Origin of the sequence: Methylobacterium endophyticum (genome assembly GCF_050591105.1) — a bacterium.
GTDB lineage: Bacteria > Pseudomonadota > Alphaproteobacteria > Rhizobiales > Beijerinckiaceae > Methylobacterium.
In genome coordinates this window covers 81,319-101,966 of sequence record NZ_JBNHES010000005.1, presented here as the reverse complement: position 1 = coordinate 101,966, position 20,648 = coordinate 81,319, and the positions used below count along the sequence as shown (strand labels likewise).

The 20,648-nt window shown below is 69.4% G+C and carries 19 protein-coding genes; 12 read left to right on the top strand and 7 right to left on the bottom strand.

Going from position 1 to position 20,648, the window contains the following annotated elements; all coding sequences use genetic code 11:
* Window positions 1–36: 36 nt before the first annotated feature.
* From moxG to ACP56T_RS07830, 3 genes are all read right to left on the bottom strand, one after another.
* Window positions 37–630, bottom strand: coding sequence for a cytochrome c(L), periplasmic (gene moxG / locus ACP56T_RS07840; protein WP_430911581.1), 594 nt, complete (start codon window positions 628–630; stop codon window positions 37–39).
* Window positions 631–703: 73 nt separating this feature from the next.
* Entirely contained in the window at window positions 704–1,576 is an 873-nt protein-coding gene (gene moxJ / locus ACP56T_RS07835; protein WP_430911580.1) for a methanol oxidation system protein MoxJ, read from the bottom strand.
* A 149-nt stretch (window positions 1,577–1,725) separates the two neighbouring features.
* Entirely contained in the window at window positions 1,726–3,609 is a 1,884-nt protein-coding gene (locus tag ACP56T_RS07830) for a methanol/ethanol family PQQ-dependent dehydrogenase (protein WP_430911579.1), read from the bottom strand.
* A gap of 442 nt (window positions 3,610–4,051) precedes the next feature.
* Between ACP56T_RS07830 and ACP56T_RS07825 the strand changes: the two genes are divergently transcribed.
* A complete protein-coding gene (locus ACP56T_RS07825; RefSeq protein ID WP_430911578.1) occupies window positions 4,052–4,273 on the top strand; it encodes a hypothetical protein in 222 nt (73 codons plus the stop codon).
* 23 nt (window positions 4,274–4,296) lie between these two features.
* Window positions 4,297–5,136: a trypsin-like peptidase domain-containing protein gene (locus ACP56T_RS07820; RefSeq protein WP_430911577.1), complete on the top strand. Its 840-nt coding sequence runs from the start codon at window positions 4,297–4,299 to the stop codon at window positions 5,134–5,136.
* Window positions 5,137–5,163: 27 nt separating this feature from the next.
* Here ACP56T_RS07820 and ACP56T_RS07815 read toward each other — a convergent pair whose 3' ends face one another.
* Together ACP56T_RS07815 and ACP56T_RS07810 are read right to left on the bottom strand one after the other, a co-directional pair.
* Window positions 5,164–6,099, bottom strand: a complete 936-nt coding sequence (locus ACP56T_RS07815) for a pirin family protein (RefSeq protein ID WP_430911576.1) — start codon at window positions 6,097–6,099, stop codon at window positions 5,164–5,166.
* A gap of 114 nt (window positions 6,100–6,213) precedes the next feature.
* Window positions 6,214–6,450: a hypothetical protein gene (locus ACP56T_RS07810; protein ID WP_430911575.1), complete on the bottom strand. Its 237-nt coding sequence runs from the start codon at window positions 6,448–6,450 to the stop codon at window positions 6,214–6,216.
* A 187-nt stretch (window positions 6,451–6,637) separates the two neighbouring features.
* Between ACP56T_RS07810 and ACP56T_RS07805 the strand changes: the two genes are divergently transcribed.
* The 4 genes from ACP56T_RS07805 to ACP56T_RS07790 are packed head-to-tail and all read left to right on the top strand — an operon-like array spanning window position 6,638 to window position 10,676.
* Window positions 6,638–7,237, top strand: coding sequence for a TadE/TadG family type IV pilus assembly protein (locus ACP56T_RS07805; protein WP_430911721.1), 600 nt, complete (start codon window positions 6,638–6,640; stop codon window positions 7,235–7,237).
* A 4-nt stretch (window positions 7,238–7,241) separates the two neighbouring features.
* Window positions 7,242–7,910, top strand: coding sequence for a TadE/TadG family type IV pilus assembly protein (locus ACP56T_RS07800; protein WP_430911574.1), 669 nt, complete (start codon window positions 7,242–7,244; stop codon window positions 7,908–7,910).
* A 17-nt stretch (window positions 7,911–7,927) separates the two neighbouring features.
* Complete coding sequence (locus tag ACP56T_RS07795; RefSeq protein ID WP_430911573.1) at window positions 7,928–9,658, top strand: TadE/TadG family type IV pilus assembly protein; 1,731 nt, start codon at window positions 7,928–7,930, stop codon at window positions 9,656–9,658.
* A gap of 28 nt (window positions 9,659–9,686) precedes the next feature.
* Entirely contained in the window at window positions 9,687–10,676 is a 990-nt protein-coding gene (locus ACP56T_RS07790) for an Ldh family oxidoreductase (protein WP_430911572.1), read from the top strand.
* 24 nt (window positions 10,677–10,700) lie between these two features.
* Here ACP56T_RS07790 and ACP56T_RS07785 read toward each other — a convergent pair whose 3' ends face one another.
* Complete coding sequence (locus ACP56T_RS07785) at window positions 10,701–11,855, bottom strand: DUF2778 domain-containing protein (RefSeq protein ID WP_430911571.1); 1,155 nt, start codon at window positions 11,853–11,855, stop codon at window positions 10,701–10,703.
* Window positions 11,856–12,363: 508 nt separating this feature from the next.
* On the opposite strand from ACP56T_RS07785, the gene ACP56T_RS07780 reads away from it, so the two are divergent.
* The 6 genes from ACP56T_RS07780 to ACP56T_RS07755 all read left to right on the top strand — a co-directional run bounded on the left by ACP56T_RS07780 (window position 12,364) and on the right by ACP56T_RS07755 (window position 19,631).
* Entirely contained in the window at window positions 12,364–13,680 is a 1,317-nt protein-coding gene (locus tag ACP56T_RS07780; protein ID WP_430911570.1) for an MFS transporter, read from the top strand.
* 29 nt (window positions 13,681–13,709) lie between these two features.
* Entirely contained in the window at window positions 13,710–14,978 is a 1,269-nt protein-coding gene (locus tag ACP56T_RS07775; protein ID WP_430911569.1) for a metallophosphoesterase family protein, read from the top strand.
* Between the two features lie 61 nt (window positions 14,979–15,039).
* On the top strand, window positions 15,040–16,308 hold the full coding sequence (locus ACP56T_RS07770) for an arsenic transporter (RefSeq protein ID WP_430911568.1): 1,269 nt from the start codon (window positions 15,040–15,042) through the stop codon (window positions 16,306–16,308).
* Window positions 16,309–16,345: 37 nt separating this feature from the next.
* Window positions 16,346–17,275: a DMT family transporter gene (locus tag ACP56T_RS07765; protein ID WP_430911567.1), complete on the top strand. Its 930-nt coding sequence runs from the start codon at window positions 16,346–16,348 to the stop codon at window positions 17,273–17,275.
* 61 nt (window positions 17,276–17,336) lie between these two features.
* Entirely contained in the window at window positions 17,337–18,260 is a 924-nt protein-coding gene (locus ACP56T_RS07760; RefSeq protein WP_430911566.1) for a LysR family transcriptional regulator, read from the top strand.
* Between the two features lie 204 nt (window positions 18,261–18,464).
* The gene (locus ACP56T_RS07755) at window positions 18,465–19,631 is read left to right on the top strand and encodes an NAD-dependent formate dehydrogenase (RefSeq protein ID WP_430911565.1); all 1,167 of its coding nucleotides are present in this window, start codon (window positions 18,465–18,467) and stop codon (window positions 19,629–19,631) included.
* A gap of 37 nt (window positions 19,632–19,668) precedes the next feature.
* Here ACP56T_RS07755 and ACP56T_RS07750 read toward each other — a convergent pair whose 3' ends face one another.
* A complete protein-coding gene (locus ACP56T_RS07750; protein WP_430911564.1) occupies window positions 19,669–20,643 on the bottom strand; it encodes a quinoprotein relay system zinc metallohydrolase 1 in 975 nt (324 codons plus the stop codon).
* Between the last annotated feature and the right edge of the window lie 5 nt (window positions 20,644–20,648).

Here is a 20,648-nt window from a genome sequence, read left to right as displayed (position 1 = left end):
CCGCGCGGTCGTACGCGACGAGACTTCCTCGTGCGCTCAGTCTTCCAGCGGCTTGCACTGGCCCTGAACGTCCTTGGGGAAGGTCTCACCCTGCTTGTAGGGGTGGTAATTCTTCTTCTGCTCGGCGTTGAGCCAGACGGCATCCTTCACCGGGCCGGTATAGAGATGCCGGATCCAGGCGATGATCTGGAGCATCTCGTCGGGGGTCAGGTTGTCGTTGTGCGGGCCCATCATGCCGTTGGCGCCGCCGAACATGGTCGAGAACAGGCCCGTGTCCTCGGTGTTGGACGGATAGGTCCAGTAGTTGTCGTTGAGCCCCGGCCCGAGCTTGCCCTCGGCGAGATGGCCGTGGCAGCCGGAGCAGGAGGTCGCGAACAGGGACTCGCCGTTCCTGAGGCAGGCCTTGTCGTCGATGTAGAGGTTCTTGCCGGTCTGGAAGAACTCCTTCACCGCCGGGGTGTCGCGGCCGCCTTCCTTGCCCTGCGAGACGTCGATCTGCTCTCCGGTGACGGTGTTGCGGAAGGTGATGCCGGTCTGCGGTCCGGCGCTGGGCTGGGCGAGGGCCGCGGACCCGGCCGCCAGGGCGGCGAGGCCGGCGAAGGCGGCGATGACGATCTTGGAAGGACGCATGAAATCGCTCTGATGGGCGCCGGCCGCTGCGGACGGGCTCAGGGGTGCCGTGGGGATGGCGGAGGGCGCCGGCTCAGTTCGAGGGGGCGGCGACGGGCACGCCGTCCTGCTTGAGGATGGCCTCGATCCTGGGCCTGGCCTTCGCGATGCCGGCGTCGAGGGCGGCCTTCAGGGCCTCGTCGTCGCGGCGCACGCCCATGGACTGGTCGAAGCTCTGGGGCATCTTGCGGCCGTCGCTGCGCACCGTCTCGTCGGGCACCAGCGTCATGCGCAGCGGCGTCGCGGACTCCTTGACGTAGCGGGCGACCTCTGGCGCGAAGGCGACGGCGACGTCCGCCTTGTCGGTGGCGACCTCGCTGACCATGCGGGCCGGGTCGATCTGGGTGTAGGTGTTGCGCGCGGCGCGGAAGTTCACCAGCGAGTAGAGATAGGCCATGTCCTCCTCGTAGCGGCCGATATCCTTGAGCATCGCCTCCCCCGGCGTGCCGAACCCGACGACCATGTGGTCGACCGTCTTGAGGCGCGGGTCGGCCCAGGACTTCACGTCGAGGTCCTTGTCGGCGCGGGTGATGAAGACGTAGCCGCTGCGGTAATAGGGCTTGGTGGTGAGCACGCGCGGATCGTCCGTGTCGAGGCCGACCACCACGTCGCAGAGCTTCTTGTCGAGCCCGTCGCGCACCAGGTAGATCGCCGGCTTGTCCGACCAGACGAACTGGGCCTTGCGGCCCATGGCCTCGGCGACGGCTGTGGCGATGCGGTTCTCGAGGCCCGAGCCGTCCTTCAGGGACAGGGGCGGCTGGTTGGCGGCGCAGACGCGCAGAACCGAGGCGTCGGGGGCGGCGGCCGCCGTCCCGGCATCGGGGGACGCTGCGCCGGCGGGCGACTGCGAGCCGAGGGCGATGAGCGCGGCGGCGAGCGCCGCGCGGCGTCCGGTGGCGAGAGACATGGGCGGATCCGTTTCTTGAGCCGGTCTGGCGGGGGCGCGGCGGCCGGGACATGGCGTGTCCCTTCTGCGGCCTTCGCGCTGTCGGTCTTCGGGGGAAGCCCCGCCGGACGAGCCGGCGGAGCCTCCGCTTCGCGAGAGAGGGGCCGGCCTTACTTGGCGGCGGCCTGCTGGTACTCGCCGACATTCGGATCGTCGTAGGGGCCCTTGCCGTTCAGCGAGAACACCACCACGCCGCCGCCCATCTGGGTGTAGTTGGCGAGCTTCTTGAAGGCGCCGACCGCGCCGAGACCGGCCGTCGGATCCTGGAGGTCGAACACGAGGCCCACGCCCGGCCAGCCGCCGACGCCGTAATAGATGGCGACGTACTGATCACCCTTGTGGGTGTAGGTGATCGGGTAGCCGATGGCGCCGGACGGCAGCTTGAACTTCCAGAGGAGGTCGCCGTTGTCCGAGTTGCGGGCCTTGATGTAGCCGTCGAGCGTTCCGTAGAAGACCAGGCCGCCGGCGGTCGCCGTCGTCCCGCCCCACACGGCGAAGCGCTCCATCTTCTCCCATTTGAACTCGCCGGTGATGGCGTTGTAGCTCTTGATCTGGCCCAGACCTTCGTAGTTCTGGCGATCACCCTTCGGGCCGGGATACATGTTCAGCGTCGCACCGACGAAGAACTGGCCCGCACGGTAGGGCAGCATGAAGGGCTCCCAATCCATGCAGATGTGGTTGATGCCCATGAAGAAGGCCTTGCGCTCCGGATCGTAGGAGTCGTGGCCCTGGTTGTGGTAGCCCATCGCCGAGGGGCAGACGTCCTTGGCGAGGTGGTCCATCCGGGTGCCGTACTCGGGATCGCGCACCGGCTGGCCGGTCTTCAGGTCCACGGACTTGAAGACGTTGACGGTGTCGTCGATCTTGTTGGCCGAGACCAGCGAGCCGTCCGTCCGGTCCAGGGTGTAGACGATGCCGTTGCGGTCGGGATGGGTGAGAAGCTTCCTCATCTTCCCGTCCTTGTCCTTCTGCTCGGAGAGCATCATGACGTTGACGCCGGCGTAGTCCCACTCGTCGTGCGGGGTCTTCTGGTAGCCGAACTTGGCTTCACCCGTATCGGCGTCGCGGCCGAAGATGGTCATCGTCCACTTGTTGTCGCCGGGACGCATGGTCTCGTTCCACGGCGCCGGGTTGCCGGTGCCGAAATAGATCAGGTTGGTGCCCGGATCGTAGGCGTACCAGCCCCAGTTCGTGCCGCCGCCGATCTTCCAGGCGTCGCCCTCCCAGGTGGAGGTGCCTAAGCCCTTCTGGCCGTAATGGGCGTTGTGGATGTTGAAGTCGTTGGCGAGCAGCAGGTCCTTGTCCGGGCCCGTGGCGAAGGCGCGCCAGACCTGGGCGCCGGTCTTCACGTCGTAGGCGGTGAGGTAGCCGCGCACGCCGAGCTCGGCGCCGGACGAACCGATGATGACCTTGTCCTTCACGACGTAGGGGGCGATCGTGAGCGTCGAGCCGACCTTGATGTCGGAGTTCTCGACCTTCCACACCATCTCGCCGGTCTCGGCGTTGAGGGCGGCGACGTTGCCGTCGAGCTGGGTCTTCAGGATCAGGGCCGGCACCTTGCCGTCGCCGGGCCAGTAGGCGAGGCCGCGGTTCACGAGATCGCAGCAGGCCACGGCGCGGGCGGCCGGGTTCTGCTTGGGCTTGTCCTGCCAGAGGATGTGGCCCGGATCGTCGAGGCCGAGCGCGAAGGTGTTGTTCGGAAACGAGGTGTGGATGTACATCTTGCCGCCGACGACGAGCGGGGCGCCCTCGTGACCGTTCAGGAGGCCGGTGGAGAAGGTCCACGACACCCGAAGGTTCTTCACGTTGTCGGTGTTGATCTGCTTGAGCTTGGAGTAGTTGTCCGAATCATAGTCCTTGCCGGGCATGATCCAGTTTTCGTCGCTCTTCGACATCTCGACGAGCTTGTCGTTGGCTGCCGCGATGCTCGACATCCCGATCGGCGCGAGCGCCAGGACCGCCAGCACCGACACCGACCCTAGTAACCTGTTCATCCTGCGTCTCCTGCCCTCAACGGCCTCGCATGCCGGCCCTTTCGGCTGGCGGCGGGCGTTCGTTTTGACTGGCCTGAAGATCAATCCGCCTAGTGAAAGGCTCAGTATTCATAAGATATAAATAATGACATCTACGTCTTATGAAAGATTTATTACTGATCTTCTGGCTCGTCATATAAACAACTCGCCGGTTTCATGTCTCCATCCAATTCAACGTTTTTATTCGGGATAAAACGGTAAATCGGAAGCGCGTATTTCCCAGGATATTTGGTGCGGTGCAATAAGAATATCCCTGTCTGACAAATGCTTTACTCGGGTATGGCAAGCGCTACCATGAAACTCTCGATGGTGTTTGCGCGGCTGTGTCATGTCGAAGATTATGACTGTCTTATTATTGACTGCGTTCTGCTCGCCCGTTGCCGTGCATGCGGCGCCCATCGGCATGGACGACAAGGTCGCGCGCTGGCCGAGGGCCACCACCGAGGAGAAGGTCGATTTCGCCACGCGCCTGGGCAAGGCGTTCTCGCGCCTCTCGCCGGAGCTCGACCAGCGCTATTTCATGAGCTGCCTGGAAGAGACCGCCAATATCGGCAACCCGCGCGACATCAAGATCGAGGAAGCGGTGAAGCTTTGCGTCTCGGTGAAGAAGGATCCGGCCGAATAGCCGTGACGATCGGGATCGTTCACATGATGAGGCCCGCCGGGCCGCGCCGCTCTCGGGCCCGGCTCCGGGCCTGCGCCGCGCTGGCCGCGAGCCTGATCGCGTCGGGGGCCGGCGCGGGTGATCTCGCGGCGCTCTATCCGCGCGACGGGCGCCGGGACCTCACGGGGGCCGACGTGGCGCGCTATCCGGGGGCGGGCGTCCTCTTTTGCCGGCGCGCCGACGGGATTCCGCAGAAGGCCGCCGCCGCCTGGCTGATCGGAGACGCGCGGCTCGTGGTGCTTAACGCCCACAACTTCCGCAACCGCCAGATGGAGATGACGCGCGAGGTCGCGGATTGCTTCTTCCAGATCGGCGGCCGCAACTACACCTTCGAGCCGGCCAGCCTGCGGCTCGGCACGCCCTTCGGCGCCAAGGCGCTCCACATCACCGACGACTGGGCCCTGCTGCGGCTGTCGCAGCCGGCGGAGGGTATCCCGCCACAGCCGATTCCCGCCGCTCCGCCCCTGCCGACGGGGCCGGCCGAGATCCCGATCGTCATGGTCTCGCCGGGTGGGCATGCGAACTACGACGGTCCGGCGAGTACCGAGTCCTGCCGCATTCGCCAGATCGATCCGCCGAGCGAGGACGACATGCGGCGTGTGCGCCACGACTGCAACGACGGGTTCGGCGGTTCCGGCTCCGGCCTGTTCGATGCGGAGGGGCGGCTCGTGGCCATGCAGAGCGCCTCGCTGTCGATGAACTCGCGGCGGCCCTTCGACATCGAGTTCCACTACGGCTCGGCGCTGATGTTCGAGGGCGCGCTGCTCGCCGCGATCCGGGAGGCGGTGGCCGGTGCCCCGGCCCGCGCGCCGGTCGCCCCGTGAGGCGGCTTCGTGGCGGCTGCCCGGCGGTCAGGGCGGCAGCGGGATGAACTCGGCGCGGTCGTCGGGAGGCAGGTCGAACTGGCCCCGGCCCCAGTCCCCGCGCCGCCACTCCTCCTTGGCCGCCTCGATGCGGTCGCGGCTGGAGGAGACGAAGTTCCACCAGAGATAGCGCGGGCCGTTCAGGGTGGCGCCGCCGAGGGCCATCAGCCGGGCGCCCGCCGGGCCCGCGGCCACGGTGATCGCATCGCCCGGCCGAAAGACCATCATCCGGCCCGCCTCGAAGTCCTGCCCGGCGACGGAGACCGACCCCTCGGTGATGTAGAGACCCCGGTCCTCGTGATCGCTCGGCAGCGGGAGGCGGGCTCCCGGCGCGAGCGTCACGTCCGCGTAGAACAGGTCCGTGAACACGCTGGCCGGGGCGGTCTCGCCATAGGCCCGCCCGAGGATCAGCCGCAGGTCGACGCCCTCGCCCTCGATCACCGGGAGGGTGTCCTTGCCGTGATGCTCGAAGCTCGGCGCGACCTCTTCCCTGTCCTCGGGCAGCGCCACCCAGGTCTGGATGCCGAACAGGCTGTGCGGGGCCTTGCGCGTCTCGCGGCCGGTCCGCTCGGAATGCGTGACGCCCCGGCCCGCCACCATCCAGTTGACGGCGCCGGGCAGGATGGTCTGGTTCGCGCCCGTGCTGTCGCGATGCTGGAACTCGCCCTTGTACAGGTAGGTGACGGTGGCGAGCCCGATATGGGGATGCGGGCGCACGTCGACGCCCTTGCCGGTGATGAACTCGGCGGGGCCGGCCTGGTCGAAGAACACGAACGGGCCGACCATCTGGCGCCTCGGCGAGGGCAGCGCGCGCCGCACCTCGAAATCGCCGAGGTCGCGGGCGCGCGGCACGATCAGGGTCTCGATGGCGTCGACGCCGATCGCGTCGGGGCAACCGGGTTCCAGGGCGGGGTTCCAACTCACGGGCCGACCTCCGGGATTCTGGGCGTCCGGCACTGTGCGCGGGCGCGCGGCGCCGGTCTACCGTCCCGGACCGGATTCGGACAGGCGGGTTCCCGAGCGGCCGGCGCGGGAGGATCAGGCGCTGCGCTTCGAGTCCGCCGAGCGCTCCTCCTGCGCCTTGAAGTGGAGGAAGCTGCGCTCCCCGGTCGCCGCCTCGGCGACGTGGTCGATCGTCTCGAACAATTCGGCCAGGGTCTTGGGCGCGGCGAGCCTGTTGGCGGCGTCGGAGCGGACGCGCCGCGCGTCGAGCCGCCCGGCGGCGAGCTGAGCCTCGCTCAGCGCATCGAAGTCTCGGCGGGAACGACGGGTCATGGGGCAACTCCTGCGGCCACAGGCTGGCGCCGACATGGTTAACCGATCCTTAACCGCCGCGTCGGAGAGGACGGAAGACCGGCGCGATCCCGGTGAGCCCCGGTTAACGTCGTTTCTCAAAGGTCGGTTAAACCGCTCCATGCTAATATAAGTCATGAAGCGGGCACTGAAATATCTATCTCCTCGCTTGCGCATATGTCGCAAGTCGACGGAGGTATTGTGTCGGGATACCAGCGGTTCCGCGGCAGTCGAGTTCGCGCTCGTGGCGGTGCCGTTCCTCGGCCTGGTCGCGGCGATCATCCAGATCGCCTTCCTCACCTGGGCCTCCCAGAATTTCGACAGGGCCTTGCAGACCGCGGTGCGCACGATCCTGACCGGCCAGTTCCAGATCGCCAATGCCGGCCAGACCGACGCGGCCACCTTGCTCGCCAACCTGAAGACGACGATGTGCGGGACGAGCGCCGCGCCGATCGTCAATGTCTTCAACTGCCAGAACGTCAAGATCGACGTCCAGACCGCGAGCACCTTCGCCTCGGCGCAGAACTCGACCCCGGTCAACACCGCCACCGGCACCTGGAACACCAGCTTCGGGTCGAACTATGCCTGCGCCCAGCCGGGCACCATCGTGATCGTGACGGCGGCGGTGCCGTTCCCGACCTTCCTCGGCATGCTCGGACTCAACCTGAAGACCTTCACCAGCGGCACGGATACCGGTTCGCATCTCCTGATGTCGACCGCCGTGTTCCGGACCGAACCCTACCTGGCGGGCAACGCGTCCGCATGCTGAAGCCGTGACGATCCCTCCCCTCTTCCCCTCGCGCGGCGCGCGGACGCGCCGGTCGATCCGGCGCGCCGCCGGCCGGTTCCGCCGTGCCCGGCGCGGCAGCTCGGCCGTCGAGTTCGCGCTGATCCTGCCGGTGCTGCTCATGGTCTGGGCCGGCATGTCCGAGATGTCCCATGCCATCGACAACTGGCGGAAGGTCACGCTGCTGGCGCGCACGGTGGCGGACCTGACCGCGCAGGGAGACACCCAGAACCCGATCAAGGCGAGCCTGATGACGGACATCCTGTCCTCGGCCGCGAACGTGCTGCGCCCGTTCGACGCGACGAACGCCAAGATCGTCGTCAGCGCCATGGGCGTCGACATCACGAACCTGAATCTCGTCCCGCGCGTCTGCTCCAGCACCGCCAGCAGCAACACGACCGCGCGCGCCACCGGCCCCGCCGCCGGCCTGACCGTCCCCGCCGGGTACCGGACGAACGGCGTCCGCTACATGCTCGCCGAGGTCAGCATGACCTACACGCCGATGATCGGAAGCGCGCTCCTGAAGATCCTTCCCGGCCTCGGCAGCACGATCACGTTCTCCGCGAGCATCCCCTGGCCGGCGCGCGGGGGCACGGTCTACGCGCCGAACACCTATACCGAAATCGTGCTTCCAAACGGAGCAGCCTGCCCATGACTTCCCGGATGGCTCGCATGGTGACGCGCCTCGCGGCGCGCGTGCCGCGTCCCCTGCGCCGCGTCTCTCTCGCGCGCGATTTCTCCCGTGCGCGCGGCGGCAACGTCGTGATCCTGTTCGCCTTCCTCAGCCTGCCGATGCTGGCGCTGGCGGGCGCGGCCATCGATTACGGCTTCGCGACGCGGCTCGCGACGAAGCTCCAGGCGAATGTCGACGCCACCTCGCTGCTGCTCTGCCAGACGCCGCTGACGACGACCAGCGCCGCCCTGAACACCCTCGCCCAGACCACGATGGTGGGGGCCATGGGCGCGACCGTGGTGGTCGATCCGCTCGTCATCACGAGCAACCCGCGCCAGATCACGCTGACCGCCCGCATCCCGTCGCAGAGCTTCTTCGGCAAGTTCACCGGAACGACGGCGATCACTCCGGCCGTCGGCGTCCAATGCGCGACGCCCCTGCCGAAGACCTTCGAGATCGCCCTCGTGCTCGACAACACCGGCTCGATGGCCGCCTCGAGCGGCGGCCAGAGCAAGCTCGACGCGGCGAAGACGGCGGCGGCCAACTTCGTGGACTACGTCTACTCGAGCCCGTCCTTCTCCAGCGCCACCAAGATCGCGATCGTTCCCTTCGCCGCGTCGGTGGCGGTGAACCCCGCCACCTACCGCTACGCGAGCTGGATCGACCAGACCGGCAAGTCGAGCCTGCACTGGACCAACGTCCTCTCCCCGAGCACGGCCGGCTTCACCAGCCGCTTCGACGTCTTCACGGCCTTGCAGAGCGCCTATTCGGGCTGGGGCTGGGGCGGCTGCCTGGAGACCCTGCCCTATCCGCTCAACGTGCAGGACGGGGCGCCGACACCCTCGAACAAGGATTCGTATTACGTCCCGCTGTTCGCCCCCGACGAACCGGGTGACGGCAGCACCTCCTACGGGGCCTACACGGTCGGCTGGAACACGAGGTACAGCTTCAACAGCTATATCGACGACTCGAACGGCACCAGTTCCTGCCCGGCTCTCTCGTCGTCGACCTCCTTCCTGAACGCGGAGGGGCGGGCCTGCAAGTACAAGAACCCGCGCGACGCCTCGCCGACCTCCTACAACGGCTACACGGGCGTGCCGAACGGGCCCAACTACGGCTGCACCAGCCAGCCGCTGCTGCGCCTGACCAACGACACCACGACCCTGAAGGCGACGATCAACAGCATGGTGCCCCTCGGATCGACCAACATCCACGAGGGCTTCATGTGGGGGTGGCGGACGATCTCGCCGAACAGCGTCTTCGCCGACGGATCCGCCTATTCGCCGAGTTCGAGCAGCGCGTCGGCGAGCACCATCAACAAGATCATCATCCTGATGACCGACGGTACCAATAGCTGGGCGACGAACCCCAATGCGCCGGAGAACGGCTCCATGTACTTCTCCATGGGCTATTTCACGAACGCCGACACCTCGACGCCCAATCCGCGCCTGCCGTCCGCCAATCAGAACGTCTCCGACACCGCCAGCTCCCGCGCCGCCCTCGACGCCCTCACCGCCCAGGCCTGCTCCAACGCCAAGGCGGTCAACATCTCGATCTATACAATCGGCTTCAGCGTTTCCTCCGATCCGATCGACGCCACGGGCCAGACGCTCCTGCGCAACTGCGCCTCGTCCTCGAACCAGTTCTTCATCGCCAACGATTCGAGCGGCCTCATCTCGGTCTTCAACCAGATCGCCGCCAGCATCGGGGCGTTGCGGCTGACCAAGTGAGGCGGTTGGCCGCCGGAGATCCCCGTCCATGCCGATCCTGACGCTCGATGCCGCGCGGGAGCTCGCGGCGGCCGCCTTCGTCCGCTGCGGCGCCGCGCCTGCGGCGGCGGAGAGCACCGCCCGCGCGCTGGTGGAGGCGGAAGCCGACGGTCTGACGGGGCACGGTCTCGTGCGGGTGCCGGCCTATGCCGCCCAGGTGCGGGCCGGCAAGGTCCGGGGCGATGCGGCCGTCACGGTCGGGCATCCCCGTCCGGGTCTCGTCGCGATCGACGCCGCGCACGGCTTCGCCTATCCGGCCCTCGACGCGGCGGTGGCCGCGCTTCCGGCGGTGGCGAGGAGCCAGGGCATCGCCGCCGCCGGCATCCGCCGCTCGCATCATTGCGGCGCGGCCGGGCGCCCGGTGGAGCGGCTCGCGGCCGAGGGGCTCGTCGCGATCCTGTTCGCCAATACGCCGGCGGCGATGGCGCCCTGGGGCGGGGCGAGGGCGGTGTTCGGCACCAACCCCCTCGCCTTCGCCTGCCCGCTGCCGGGGCGCGCGCCCATCGTGGCGGATCTCGCCCTCTCGAAGGTGGCTCGCGGCAACATCGTCGCGGCGCGCCGGCGCGGCGAGCCCCTCCCCGAGGGCTGGGCCCTCGACGCGCAGGGACATCCGACCACGGACCCGGAGGCGGCCCTGAAGGGCACCATGCTCCCCCTCGGCGACGCGAAGGGCACGGCGCTGGCGCTGATGGTCGAGCTGCTCGCCGCCGGCCTGACGGGCGGCCGTTTCGCGGCGGAGGCGAGCTCCTTCCTCGACGCCGAGGGCGATCCGCCGGGCACCGGCCAGCTCATCGTCGCCATCGATGCCGCCGCCCTGTCGCCGGATGCCCCCGAGCGTTTCGCCGAACTCGCGGGATTGATCGAGGCGCAGGCCGGCGCGCGCCTGCCCGGTGCTCGCCGCCTCGCCCTGCGCGCGGCGGCGGCCCGCGACGGGATCGCCGTGGCGGACGCGCTGGCTGCCGAGATCGCGGCGCTCTGAGCGCGGCCGCCCGGCGCTGGACGCTCAGCTCCGGCCCGAACCGCTGCCGGACATCCCGAACAGGCGCCGGCCGAGCGACGGTCCGTCCTGGCCGTTCCCGGCGACGACCACGAGGCGCCGCACCTCGCCGCGCAGATACGCCTGGAGGAAGCGGTTGTAGTCGCGGAACGACACGCAGCCGTTCGAGGCGCCGCTCGGGCCGAGCATGTAGGTATGGGCAAGGAGCCCGACACGGCCCTTGATCGCGGCCGGACCGCCCACGGGGTTGAGGCGGATCGCCCGCACGCCGTGGAACAGGGCCTCGCGCTCCCGCAGGTCGTAGGTGCCCGGCGGCGTCGAGCCGCGCATGGTCCGGTGCACGTCGCGCGGGTTGTCCATGCTCGACCCCAGGCCGGAATGGGCCTCCAGGACCTCGCCGTTCGGCAGCGTCACCCGCTGGGCGGTGATGTCGTAGACGGCGGTGCCGCCCGTGGCCTCCGGGACCGGCGCGGGGAAGGCCCGGCCGCTCGGCGCCGTCCGTTCCGGCGCGGTCTCCAGGGCGGCGTATCCGAGCGCGGCGGGGGCCGGCCCGTCGCCGAAGATCCGCTCCAGAAGGGACGGCTCCTCGATCCGCGCCGCCCGGAAGACGCTCTGCGTCGAGGGCCTCGGCTCCGGCCGCGCGATCCGCGCGGCGACCGCCACCGGCTCGCGCCTGAACTCCGCCGGGCGCGGCACCGGAAGCGGGATCGGCAGGGCGACCGAAGGCTTCTGCAACGCGGGCGGAGCGGCGGCCGGCATCTCAATGGCGGCGGCCGGCATGTCGAGAGCGGCCACCTGGGGCATTGGACGGATCGGGTCCGCCGCGACGGTGAGGCTCGGTTCGGCCTCGGCCGGCGTGGGACGCGTGCGCTGGAAGGCCGAGGCCAGCGGGGCGCTGTCCGCGTTCTCGCGTCCGAGGGCCGGAGCCGGATCGAGCATCCAGGCATAGTCGGCGGATGCCGCCCTGGCCGGAGGTGGCGCGGGGAGGGCCGCGACGCTCGCCGGCCGCGCGGGGCTCATCTCGGGGGCGCCGAGCCAGCCGGCCTGCCGCGCTCCGGCAAGGCCGAGGGCCGCGAGCGCGGCGGCCAGCACGGCGCGGTTGCGGCGGCGGCGGCGCTCCTGTCGAGGAAAGCGGCAGGAGCGAAGCGCGGCATAAGCCATGGGAACTCTACTCGACACGCAGGTCCGCGTGGCGCGCCCACGGCTCGCCGTTCCGCGTCGCGGCACCGCCTGCGACCGGTTCGGGATCGGGGTTCACCGACGAGGAACGACACGACTTGAACGGGGCCGATTAAGCGCCGGCTTGGTTAATGTTGCTTGAATCCGGTGCCGAGATTCCGCCGGCGGGGCGGTGCCCGGCTGGGCGCGCGGCTCCGTATCGTCGGTCTCCCGCGCGTCGCAACGGACGGGCGTCTTCGGAAGGCGGCGGCGTCACGGTCGGGGGCGGCGCGGAACATGCGTGGCGGGTCCGGCCGCCGCATGTCGAGACGGCGGCCGGAGGAAGCCCGCATGCCCGCGATCGTGCCTCGCAGCATCGAGTGCCGCATCGATTCTCCGGCCCCACGTTTTCGTGATGGACGATCCCGGAACCCGTCTTCGTGCGGGGCATTGAGCGGCGGCTGTCCCCGTCGCGGGCCGCCCACAACCAGCCCTTACGGAGGTCCTCCAGATGCGAGGCGATAGCGCCGGCGCGACCACGGACGCGCGCACTCCCTCGACCCGCGCCCTGCGCGGCCTCGACGCGCTGAACTTCACCCTGGCCGACGTGCGCGACGGGCTCGGGCCCTATCTCGCCATCTATCTCCTCGCTGTCCGCGGGCCGGACCAGGGCTGGAACGAGGCGACCACCGGGCTCGTCATGACCATCGCCGGCATCGCCGGGCTGATCGCGCAGACCCCGGCCGGGGCTCTGATCGACCGCACCAGCCACAAGCGGGCGATCGTCATCGCGGCGGCGCTCGCGGTGACGCTGAGCTGCCTCGCCCTGCCCTTCATCTCGAACTTCTACGTGGTCGCGGCCACCCAGTCGGTCGCCGGCATCGCCGGGGCGATCTTCCCGCCGGCGCTGGCCGCCATCACCCTCGGCGTCGTCGGCCCGAAGCTCTTCGCCAAGCGCATCGGCCGCAACGAGGGCTTCAACCACGCCGGCAACGCGGTGTCGGCGGCGCTGGCGGGGGGCACCGCGTATTTCTTCGGGCCGATCGTGGTGTTCTGGCTGATGGCGATCCTCGCCGTCGCCTCCATCGGCGCCATGCTGATGGTGCCGGCCTCCGAGATCGACGACGAGCTCGCGCGCGGGCTCGATCACCATGAGAAGGACGAGGCGGGCGAGCAGCCGTCCGGTCTGGCGGCGCTCCTCCAGAACAAGCACCTGATGCTGTTCGCGCTGCTGGCGGCGATCTTCCACCTCTCCAACGCGGCGATGCTGACCTCGGTCGGGCAGCTCCTGACCAAGCTCGCCGGCAAGGAGAACGCCACCTCGCTGATCGCCGTCTGCATCGTCGCCGCCCAGTGCGTGATGGTGCCGGTGGCGGTGTTCGTCGGCGCCAGGGCCGACGCCATCGGCCGCAAGCCGATCTTCCTGGTGGCGTTCGGCGTGCTGGCGCTGCGCGGCGCGCTCTACACGCTCTCCGACAACCCGTTCTACCTCGTCGGCGTCCAACTCCTCGACGGCATCGGGGCCGGCATCTACGGCGCGCTCTTTCCCGTCGTGGTGGCGGACCTGACGCGCGGCACCGGACGCTTCAACGTCGCCCAGGGAGCGGTCGCCACGGCGCAGGGGCTCGGTGCCTCCCTCAGCGCGACGCTCGCCGGACTCATCATCGTCTATGCCGGATATGCGAGCGCCTTCCTGTCGCTCGCGGCCATCGCGGCGGTCGGGTTCGCCTTCTACCTCGTGGCGATGCCCGAGACCCGTGGCTACAGGCCCTCGGCCGCTCCCACCCCCCGGACGGGCGGCGGCGCGGTCCTTGCCGGGGAAGCGTGACGGTGGCCTGGTGGCAGGCGGATGCGTCGATGCCGGCATCGGGAAAGCCCTTCGCCTTCATCCATGTCGGCGATCTGCATCTCACCGAGGATTCTGCGGCCAACGCCGCCGATCTGCGCGCCATCCTCGACCAGATCGCGGCCGTCAGGCCGCAGGCCGCGATCGACTTCACCTATCTGCCGGGCGATCTCGCCGAGGACGGCTGTGCCGAGCAATATGCGATCCTGTATGAGGCGCTCGACCTTTACCCCGACCTGCCGGTGCGGCTGATCCCCGGCGATCACGACCGTCAGCACGGCTCGATCGCGGCGTTCCACGACCTCTTCGAGGCAGTCGCGGGAAGCCCGCGCGGCGGGCGGCATGGGCCGGTGCTGAACCGGCTGCCGCAGCCGGAGGACGAGTGCGACGTCGCGCAATACTACTATGCCGAGACCGTCGCCGGGGTGCGCTGCCTGTTCGTCGACATGGTCAGCGCCGGGTTCGGCCGGAAGCGCATCGGCCTCGATTTCCGCCTGGGGCGCGACCAGACCCAGTGGCTGAACAAGGAGGTCGTTGAGGCGGCCGAGGCCGGCATGCCCTGCGCCGTGTTCATGCACGCCTATCCCGACGACCTGCGCGAGCCCGACGACCGGCTCGACATCGCCGGGCTGTTCTGGAGCGGCGGCGTCCGCCTCGTCGAGATGGGCCACACCCATTACAACGAGCTCGCGCATGACGGGCGCACCCTTTACGCGGCGGCCCGGTCCGTGGGCCAGAACGAGGACGGTTCGGTGGGCTACGCGGTGGCCGCGATCGACGGGCCGGTGACGAGCTGGCGCTTCAAGGCGCTGGACCGGACCTGGCCCTTCGTGCTGATCACCAGCCCCGCCGACCGCCGCGTCGCCACCGTGCCGACGAGCCCCCAGAACAGCGGCATGGAGCGCGACGCCGACGACCGCATCCTGGTGCGCGCCCTCGTCCTCTCGGACCAGGAACCGAAATATTGCCACTGCCGCATCGATACCGGCCCGTGGACGCTGATGACGCGAGGGGCGGCGCAGGTCTACGAGGCTTGGATGCCCTGGCCGGAGGGCGCCCGCAGCCTTCAGGTCGAGGCGGTCGACGGCCGCTGGCCCGGCCACGGCCCGGATTATGTCGACACCGACGTGATCGAGCCAGCCGTTCCAGAGCCGGAGCCGCGCCGCCAGCGGCCGATGCCCGACAAGCCCGGAAGCGACGATTTCCGTCTGCGCGCCTGGCTCGGCAAGGGGGTGCGCGGCGATCAGCTCGGCCCGAACCGGGCCGGACGCAAGTGGTAGGCAACGGCCTGCGACCCATCCCTTTCCCCGATCGTCTTCGACTGACCGAACAAGGACAACGATGGGCGCCCTCGTCCTGACACCCAACCTCGCGACCTGGGGCATCGCCGCCCTGGCGACCCTCGGGGTGATCCTGCGCCCGTTCTCCTGGCCGGAGGCGATCTGGGCCGTGGCCGGCGCGGCCCTTCTGGTCCTGCTCGGGCTGATGCCCTGGCAGGTGGCCCTGGACGGAGTGGCGAAGGGAACGGACGTCTACCTGTTTCTCGTCGGCATGATGCTGCTCTCCGAGATCGCCCGGAAGGAGGGGCTGTTCGACTGGCTCGCCGCCCATGCCGTGCGCGCCGCAAAGGGTTCGGCCACGCGCCTGTTCCTCCTCGTCTATCTCGTCGGCACGGTGGTGACGGTGTTCCTCTCGAACGACGCCTGCGCCGTGGTGCTGACGCCGGCGGTCTTCGCCGCGACCAAGGCGGCGGGGGTGAAGGACCCTCTGCCCTATCTGCTGATCTGCGCCTTCATCGCCAACGCGGCGAGCTTCGTGCTGCCCATCTCGAACCCGGCGAATCTCGTGGTCTTCGCCGAGCACATGCCGCCGCTTGGCCGCTGGCTCGCCACCTTCGCCCTCCCCTCGCTGCTCGCCGTGCTCGTGACCTACGCCGTGCTGCGCCTCACCCAGAACGGCCGGTTGCGCAGCGAGAGCGTCGCCACGGATGTCGAGACCCCTGCCCTCTCCCTCGGCGGCAAGGTCGCCGCCGCCGGCATCGTCGCCACCGGGGCCGCGCTGATCGGCGCCTCGGCCGCCGGGATCGAGCTCGGCCTGCCGACCTTCGTCGCCGGCCTCGCCACGGCGCTACTGGTCCTGGCGATCAATCGCGGCGGCCTGGTCGAGGTGGTCAAGGACGTGTCCTGGAGCGTGCTGCCCCTCGTCGCCGGCCTGTTCGTGCTCGTCGAGGCCCTGGAGAAGACAGGCGTCCTGCGCATGATCGCCGACATGCTCAAATCCGCCGCGCGGGCCGATCCCGCCGGCACGGCATGGGCGAGCGGGGCCATCGTCGCCTTCGGCTCGAACCTCGTGAACAACCTGCCGGCGGGGCTGCTGGCGGGGGCCGCCGTCCAGGCGGCGGAGGTGCCCCCCAAGATCGCCGGCGCGATCCTGATCGGCGTCGATCTCGGCCCCAACCTCTCGGTGACGGGCTCGCTCGCGACGATCCTCTGGCTGACCGCGATCCGGCGCGAGGGCGAGGACGTGTCGGCCTGGGCCTTCCTCAAGCTCGGCATCCTCGTGATGCCCCCCGCTCTGGCGGCGGCGCTGGCCGCCCTGCTCCTCGTCTGACACCCGAGATCGACGCCGTCCCAGGAGGCATGACCGCGTGACCGCAGCCCTGCTCTATCCCTTCATCATCGTGGCGGGCGTGCTTCAGGCGCTCGGCAATTCCATGAACGCGCAGCTGCGCGGACGGATGGTCAATCCGTGGCTCGCCGCCACGGTCTCGTTCGCGCCCATCGTGTTCGTGTTCACGACGCTCTTCCTGATGATGCCGACGCCGCTGCCGGGCCTCGACACCCTCGGCGGAATGCCCTGGTACGCGCCGCTCGGCGGTCTGGCCGGCGCGGTGGCGGTGTTCGGCGGGCTCGCCTTCGTCGACAAGGTCGGTGCCGGCCCGTTCAACGGGCTCACCATCACCGCCAACATCCTGACCTCGCTCGCCCTGGACGCGTTCGGCCTGTTCGGGCTGCAACCGGCGGGCTTCAAGCCGATGCCGTGGCTCGGCGGGCTGCTGATGGTCGCCGGCATCGTGCTGATCGCCCGCGCCAGCTCCGGCAAGGATGACGGGGACGGTGACGGCCACGGGCTCGATCCGAAGCTGCTCTATCCGTTCATCCTGGGAGCGGGAGCGCTCCAGGCGATCGGCGTCGTCTGGAACGCGCAGCTGCGTGGCGCCCTCGTCAATCCGTGGCTGGCGGCCACCGTATCCTTCCTGCCCGTGGTCTTCGTCTTCGCCTTCGTGTTCCTGATCCGCCCGACGCCGCTGCCGACGCGGGCGGACCTGTCGGGGGTGCGCTGGTGGATGCCGCTCGCCGGCCTCACCGGGGCGGTTGCGGTATTCGCGGGGCTGCTCTTCGTCGACAAGGTGGGCGCCGGGGCCTTCAACGGCCTCCTCATCACCGCCAACCTGCTGACCTCCGTCGCGCTCGATCATTTCGGATGGCTCGGCATGAAGCAGGTCCGGGCCGGCCCGCAGCGTCTCGGGGGCGCCGCCCTCATGGCCGCCGGCATCGTCTTCATCTCGCTGTTCTGAGCGGCGCGTTCTGCATCGACGGATATAGCGATGGAGCGGGCGGCGGCCTAAGCATGCCCCCATGCTGGTGCGCCATCTCTCCTATTTCGTGACGCTCGCGCGGATGCGGCACTTCGCCCGCGCCGCGGAGGCCTGCAACGTCACGCAGTCCACGCTCTCCTCCGCCATCCGCAAGCTGGAGGAGGACCTGCGGGTGACACTCGTCATCCGCAACCAGCGCTTCCTCGGCCTCACGGTGGAGGGCGAGCATCTCCTGGCCTGGTCGCGCCAGATCCTGACCGACTACGACAGCCTGCGCGAGGACCTGTCCGGGCTCCGCACCGGATTGAGGGGAACCTTGCGCCTCGGGGTGGTGCCGGCGGCGATGGGGGCGGTCGGTTTCCTCACGGCGCGCTTCCGCGAGGCCCATCCCGAGGCCCTCGTCGAGATCCGCTCGCTCTCGTCCCGCGAGATCCAGGCTGGGCTCGATAGCTTCGAGATCGAGGCCGGGCTCACCTATCTGGAGAACGAGCCCCTCGAACGGGTGCGACGGATTCCGCTCTATCACGAGCGCTACATCGTCGCGATGCGGGCCGACCATCCCCTCGCGGGCCGGGAGGCGGTGGCCTGGTCCGAGGTCGAGGGGCACCGGCTCTGCCTGCTCGGCGAGGACATGCAGAACCGGCGCATCCTCGACAGGCTCGCCGCCTCGCTGGGGCTGACCCTGCGGCCGGTGGTGGTGAGCAACTCCTATCTCGGCATCTGCGCGACCCTGCGGCAGGGGGGCTTCGCCGCCATCGTCCCGCACGGTTTCCGCCATCTCTTCGGCGGCACGCCCGATCTCGCGATGCGCGATCTCGTCGAGCCGGCCCATCGGCAGGCGGTGGGGCTGGTGCTGTCGGAGCGCGATCCGCTGCCGCCCATGGCGGGCGCCCTCTCCCGCGTCGTGCTCGATGCCGATCTCGAAGCGGCCTTCGCCGCCGCCGGGCCCGCCGCTGGAGGCTGATCGCCCGCATCGATCAGGCCATTCAAGGATTTCGTTGGATTCGGCATGATAATACGTCGAGTTTGATCGGGCTCGGTTCGGTTCGCGACAAGACGAACTCCTGAAATCGAGCGGGGAACCGCCCGATCCATAAGGTATCTACGCGGCGTCATGCCTCAGTCGGCGGGCGGTTTCCCCTTTGTGATCTGACAAAGGGAGTCACACATGGCCAAGATCGTCCTCGTTCTCTACGATGATCCCGTCGATGGATATCCGAAGACCTACGCCCGCGACGACCTGCCCAAGATCGAGCGCTATTCCGACGGCCAGACCCTGCCGACCCCCAAGGCCATCGACTTCCAGCCCGGCACCCTGCTCGGCAGCGTCTCGGGCGAGCTCGGCCTGCGCACATACGTCGAGAGCCTCGGCCACGAGCTCGTCGTGACCTCCTCGAAGGACGGCGCCGGCTCCGATCTCGACAAGCACCTGCACGATGCCGAGGTGGTGATCTCGCAGCCCTTCTGGCCGGCCTACCTCACCGCCGAGCGCATCGCCAGGGCGCCGAAGCTGAAGCTCGCGCTCACCGCCGGCATCGGCTCCGACCATGTCGATCTCGACGCGGCCATCGAGCGCGGCATCACGGTCGCCGAGGTCACGTTCTGCAACTCGATCAGCGTCGCCGAGCACGTGGTGATGATGGTCCTCGGGCTCGTGCGCAACTACATCCCCTCCTACCAGTGGGTGATGAAGGGCGGCTGGAACATCGCCGACTGCGTGACGCGCTCCTACGACGTCGAGGGCATGCATGTCGGCACGGTGGCCGCCGGCCGCATCGGGCTCGCGGTGCTCAAGCGCCTCAAGCCCTTCGACATGCACCTGCACTACACCGACCGCCACCGGCTGCCGGAGTCGGTCGAGAAGGAGCTCGGCCTCACCTGGCACGCGAGCCGCGAGGAGATGTACGGCGTCTGCGACGTCGTCACCCTCAACTGCCCGCTCCACCCGGAGACGGAGCACATGATCAACGACGAGACGCTCAAGCTGTTCAAGCGCGGCGCCTATCTCGTGAACACCGCCCGCGGCAAGCTCGCCGACCGCGACGCCATCGTCCGGGCGCTCGAGAGCGGCCGGCTCGCGGGCTACGCGGGCGACGTCTGGTTCCCGCAGCCGGCGCCGAAGGACCATCCCTGGCGCTCGATGCCGCATCACGGCATGACGCCCCACATCTCCGGCACCTCGCTCTCGGCCCAGACCCGCTACGCGGCCGGCACCCGCGAGATCCTCGAATGCTATTTCGAGGGCCGTCCGATCCGCAACGAGTACCTGATCGTCGACGGCGGCAAGCTCGCCGGCGTCGGCGCCCATTCCTACAGCGCCCGCAAAAAGGCCTGACAATCAAAAGGGGCGGCCGTCGTCATGCCGGCCGCCCCTATCGCGAGGCCAGCAACGGCAGGCGCTCCTCCTCCAGCCTGGGGAGCAGGTGCATGACCGAGCGGGCATATTCGTAGCGCGCCACGGCGATCCCGTCCGTCCAGGGCGGCAACGGCACCCCCATCAGCTCGGTGATGTCGAGGCCGCGCTCGAAGCCGTCGCCGATCTGCGACTCGACCGCGTCCAGCCAGCGCCGGGTCTGGTCGATGCCGCGCCGGCCCGCCTCGACGGGGCCGTGGCCGGGCACGAGCAGCGCGTGGTCGATCCCCGACAGGGCGTCGAGGGAAGTCCGCCAGGCGGGAAGGTTCGCATCGGGCGTGGTGGCGGCGCGGTCGAGGAAGACGAGGTCGCCGGGAAACAGCAGGCCGGAGCTTTCCTCGAACAGGCAGAGATCCTCGCGGGTGTGGCCCGAGAGGCGGAGCGTGCGGAAGCGGCGGCCGCCCACCGTCTCGACGCCCTCCGCCGCCAGCCGGCCCGGCTCCGGCACTCCGGTCCCGCGCATCCAGTCCCCGGCGACGTGATACATGCCGCCGGTGAGGTCGTTGCCGTAGCGCTTGAGGTCTTCGGTCAGGTCCTTGCCCGCCGCGACCACGCCGCTGTCGAAGGCGGTGGCGCCGAGCACATGGTCGGCATGATAATGCGTGAGATAGACCCGCACGACGGGCTTGCGCGTCAGCTCCTCGGCGACCGCCTTCAGCGCCTCGCCGTAGCGGTGGGACGGCCCGGCATCGATCAGCACCGCGCCGTCCGCCGTGTCGAGGATGGTGACGTTGGCGATGGCGCCGCCGTTGCCGGCGGTGATCGGCTCGTTCGCGCCGTAGAGCGTCCAGACGCCGGGCGCGATCGACACCGGCGCGAGCGGATAGGCCAATACCTTCGCCCGTGCCCCGGCGGGCAGCAGCGGCGTCATTGCCGCCGCCAGCCCGAGGCCGAGCCATTCGCGGCGGTTGGTGCTGTACGCGCCTCGAGGCATCCCGG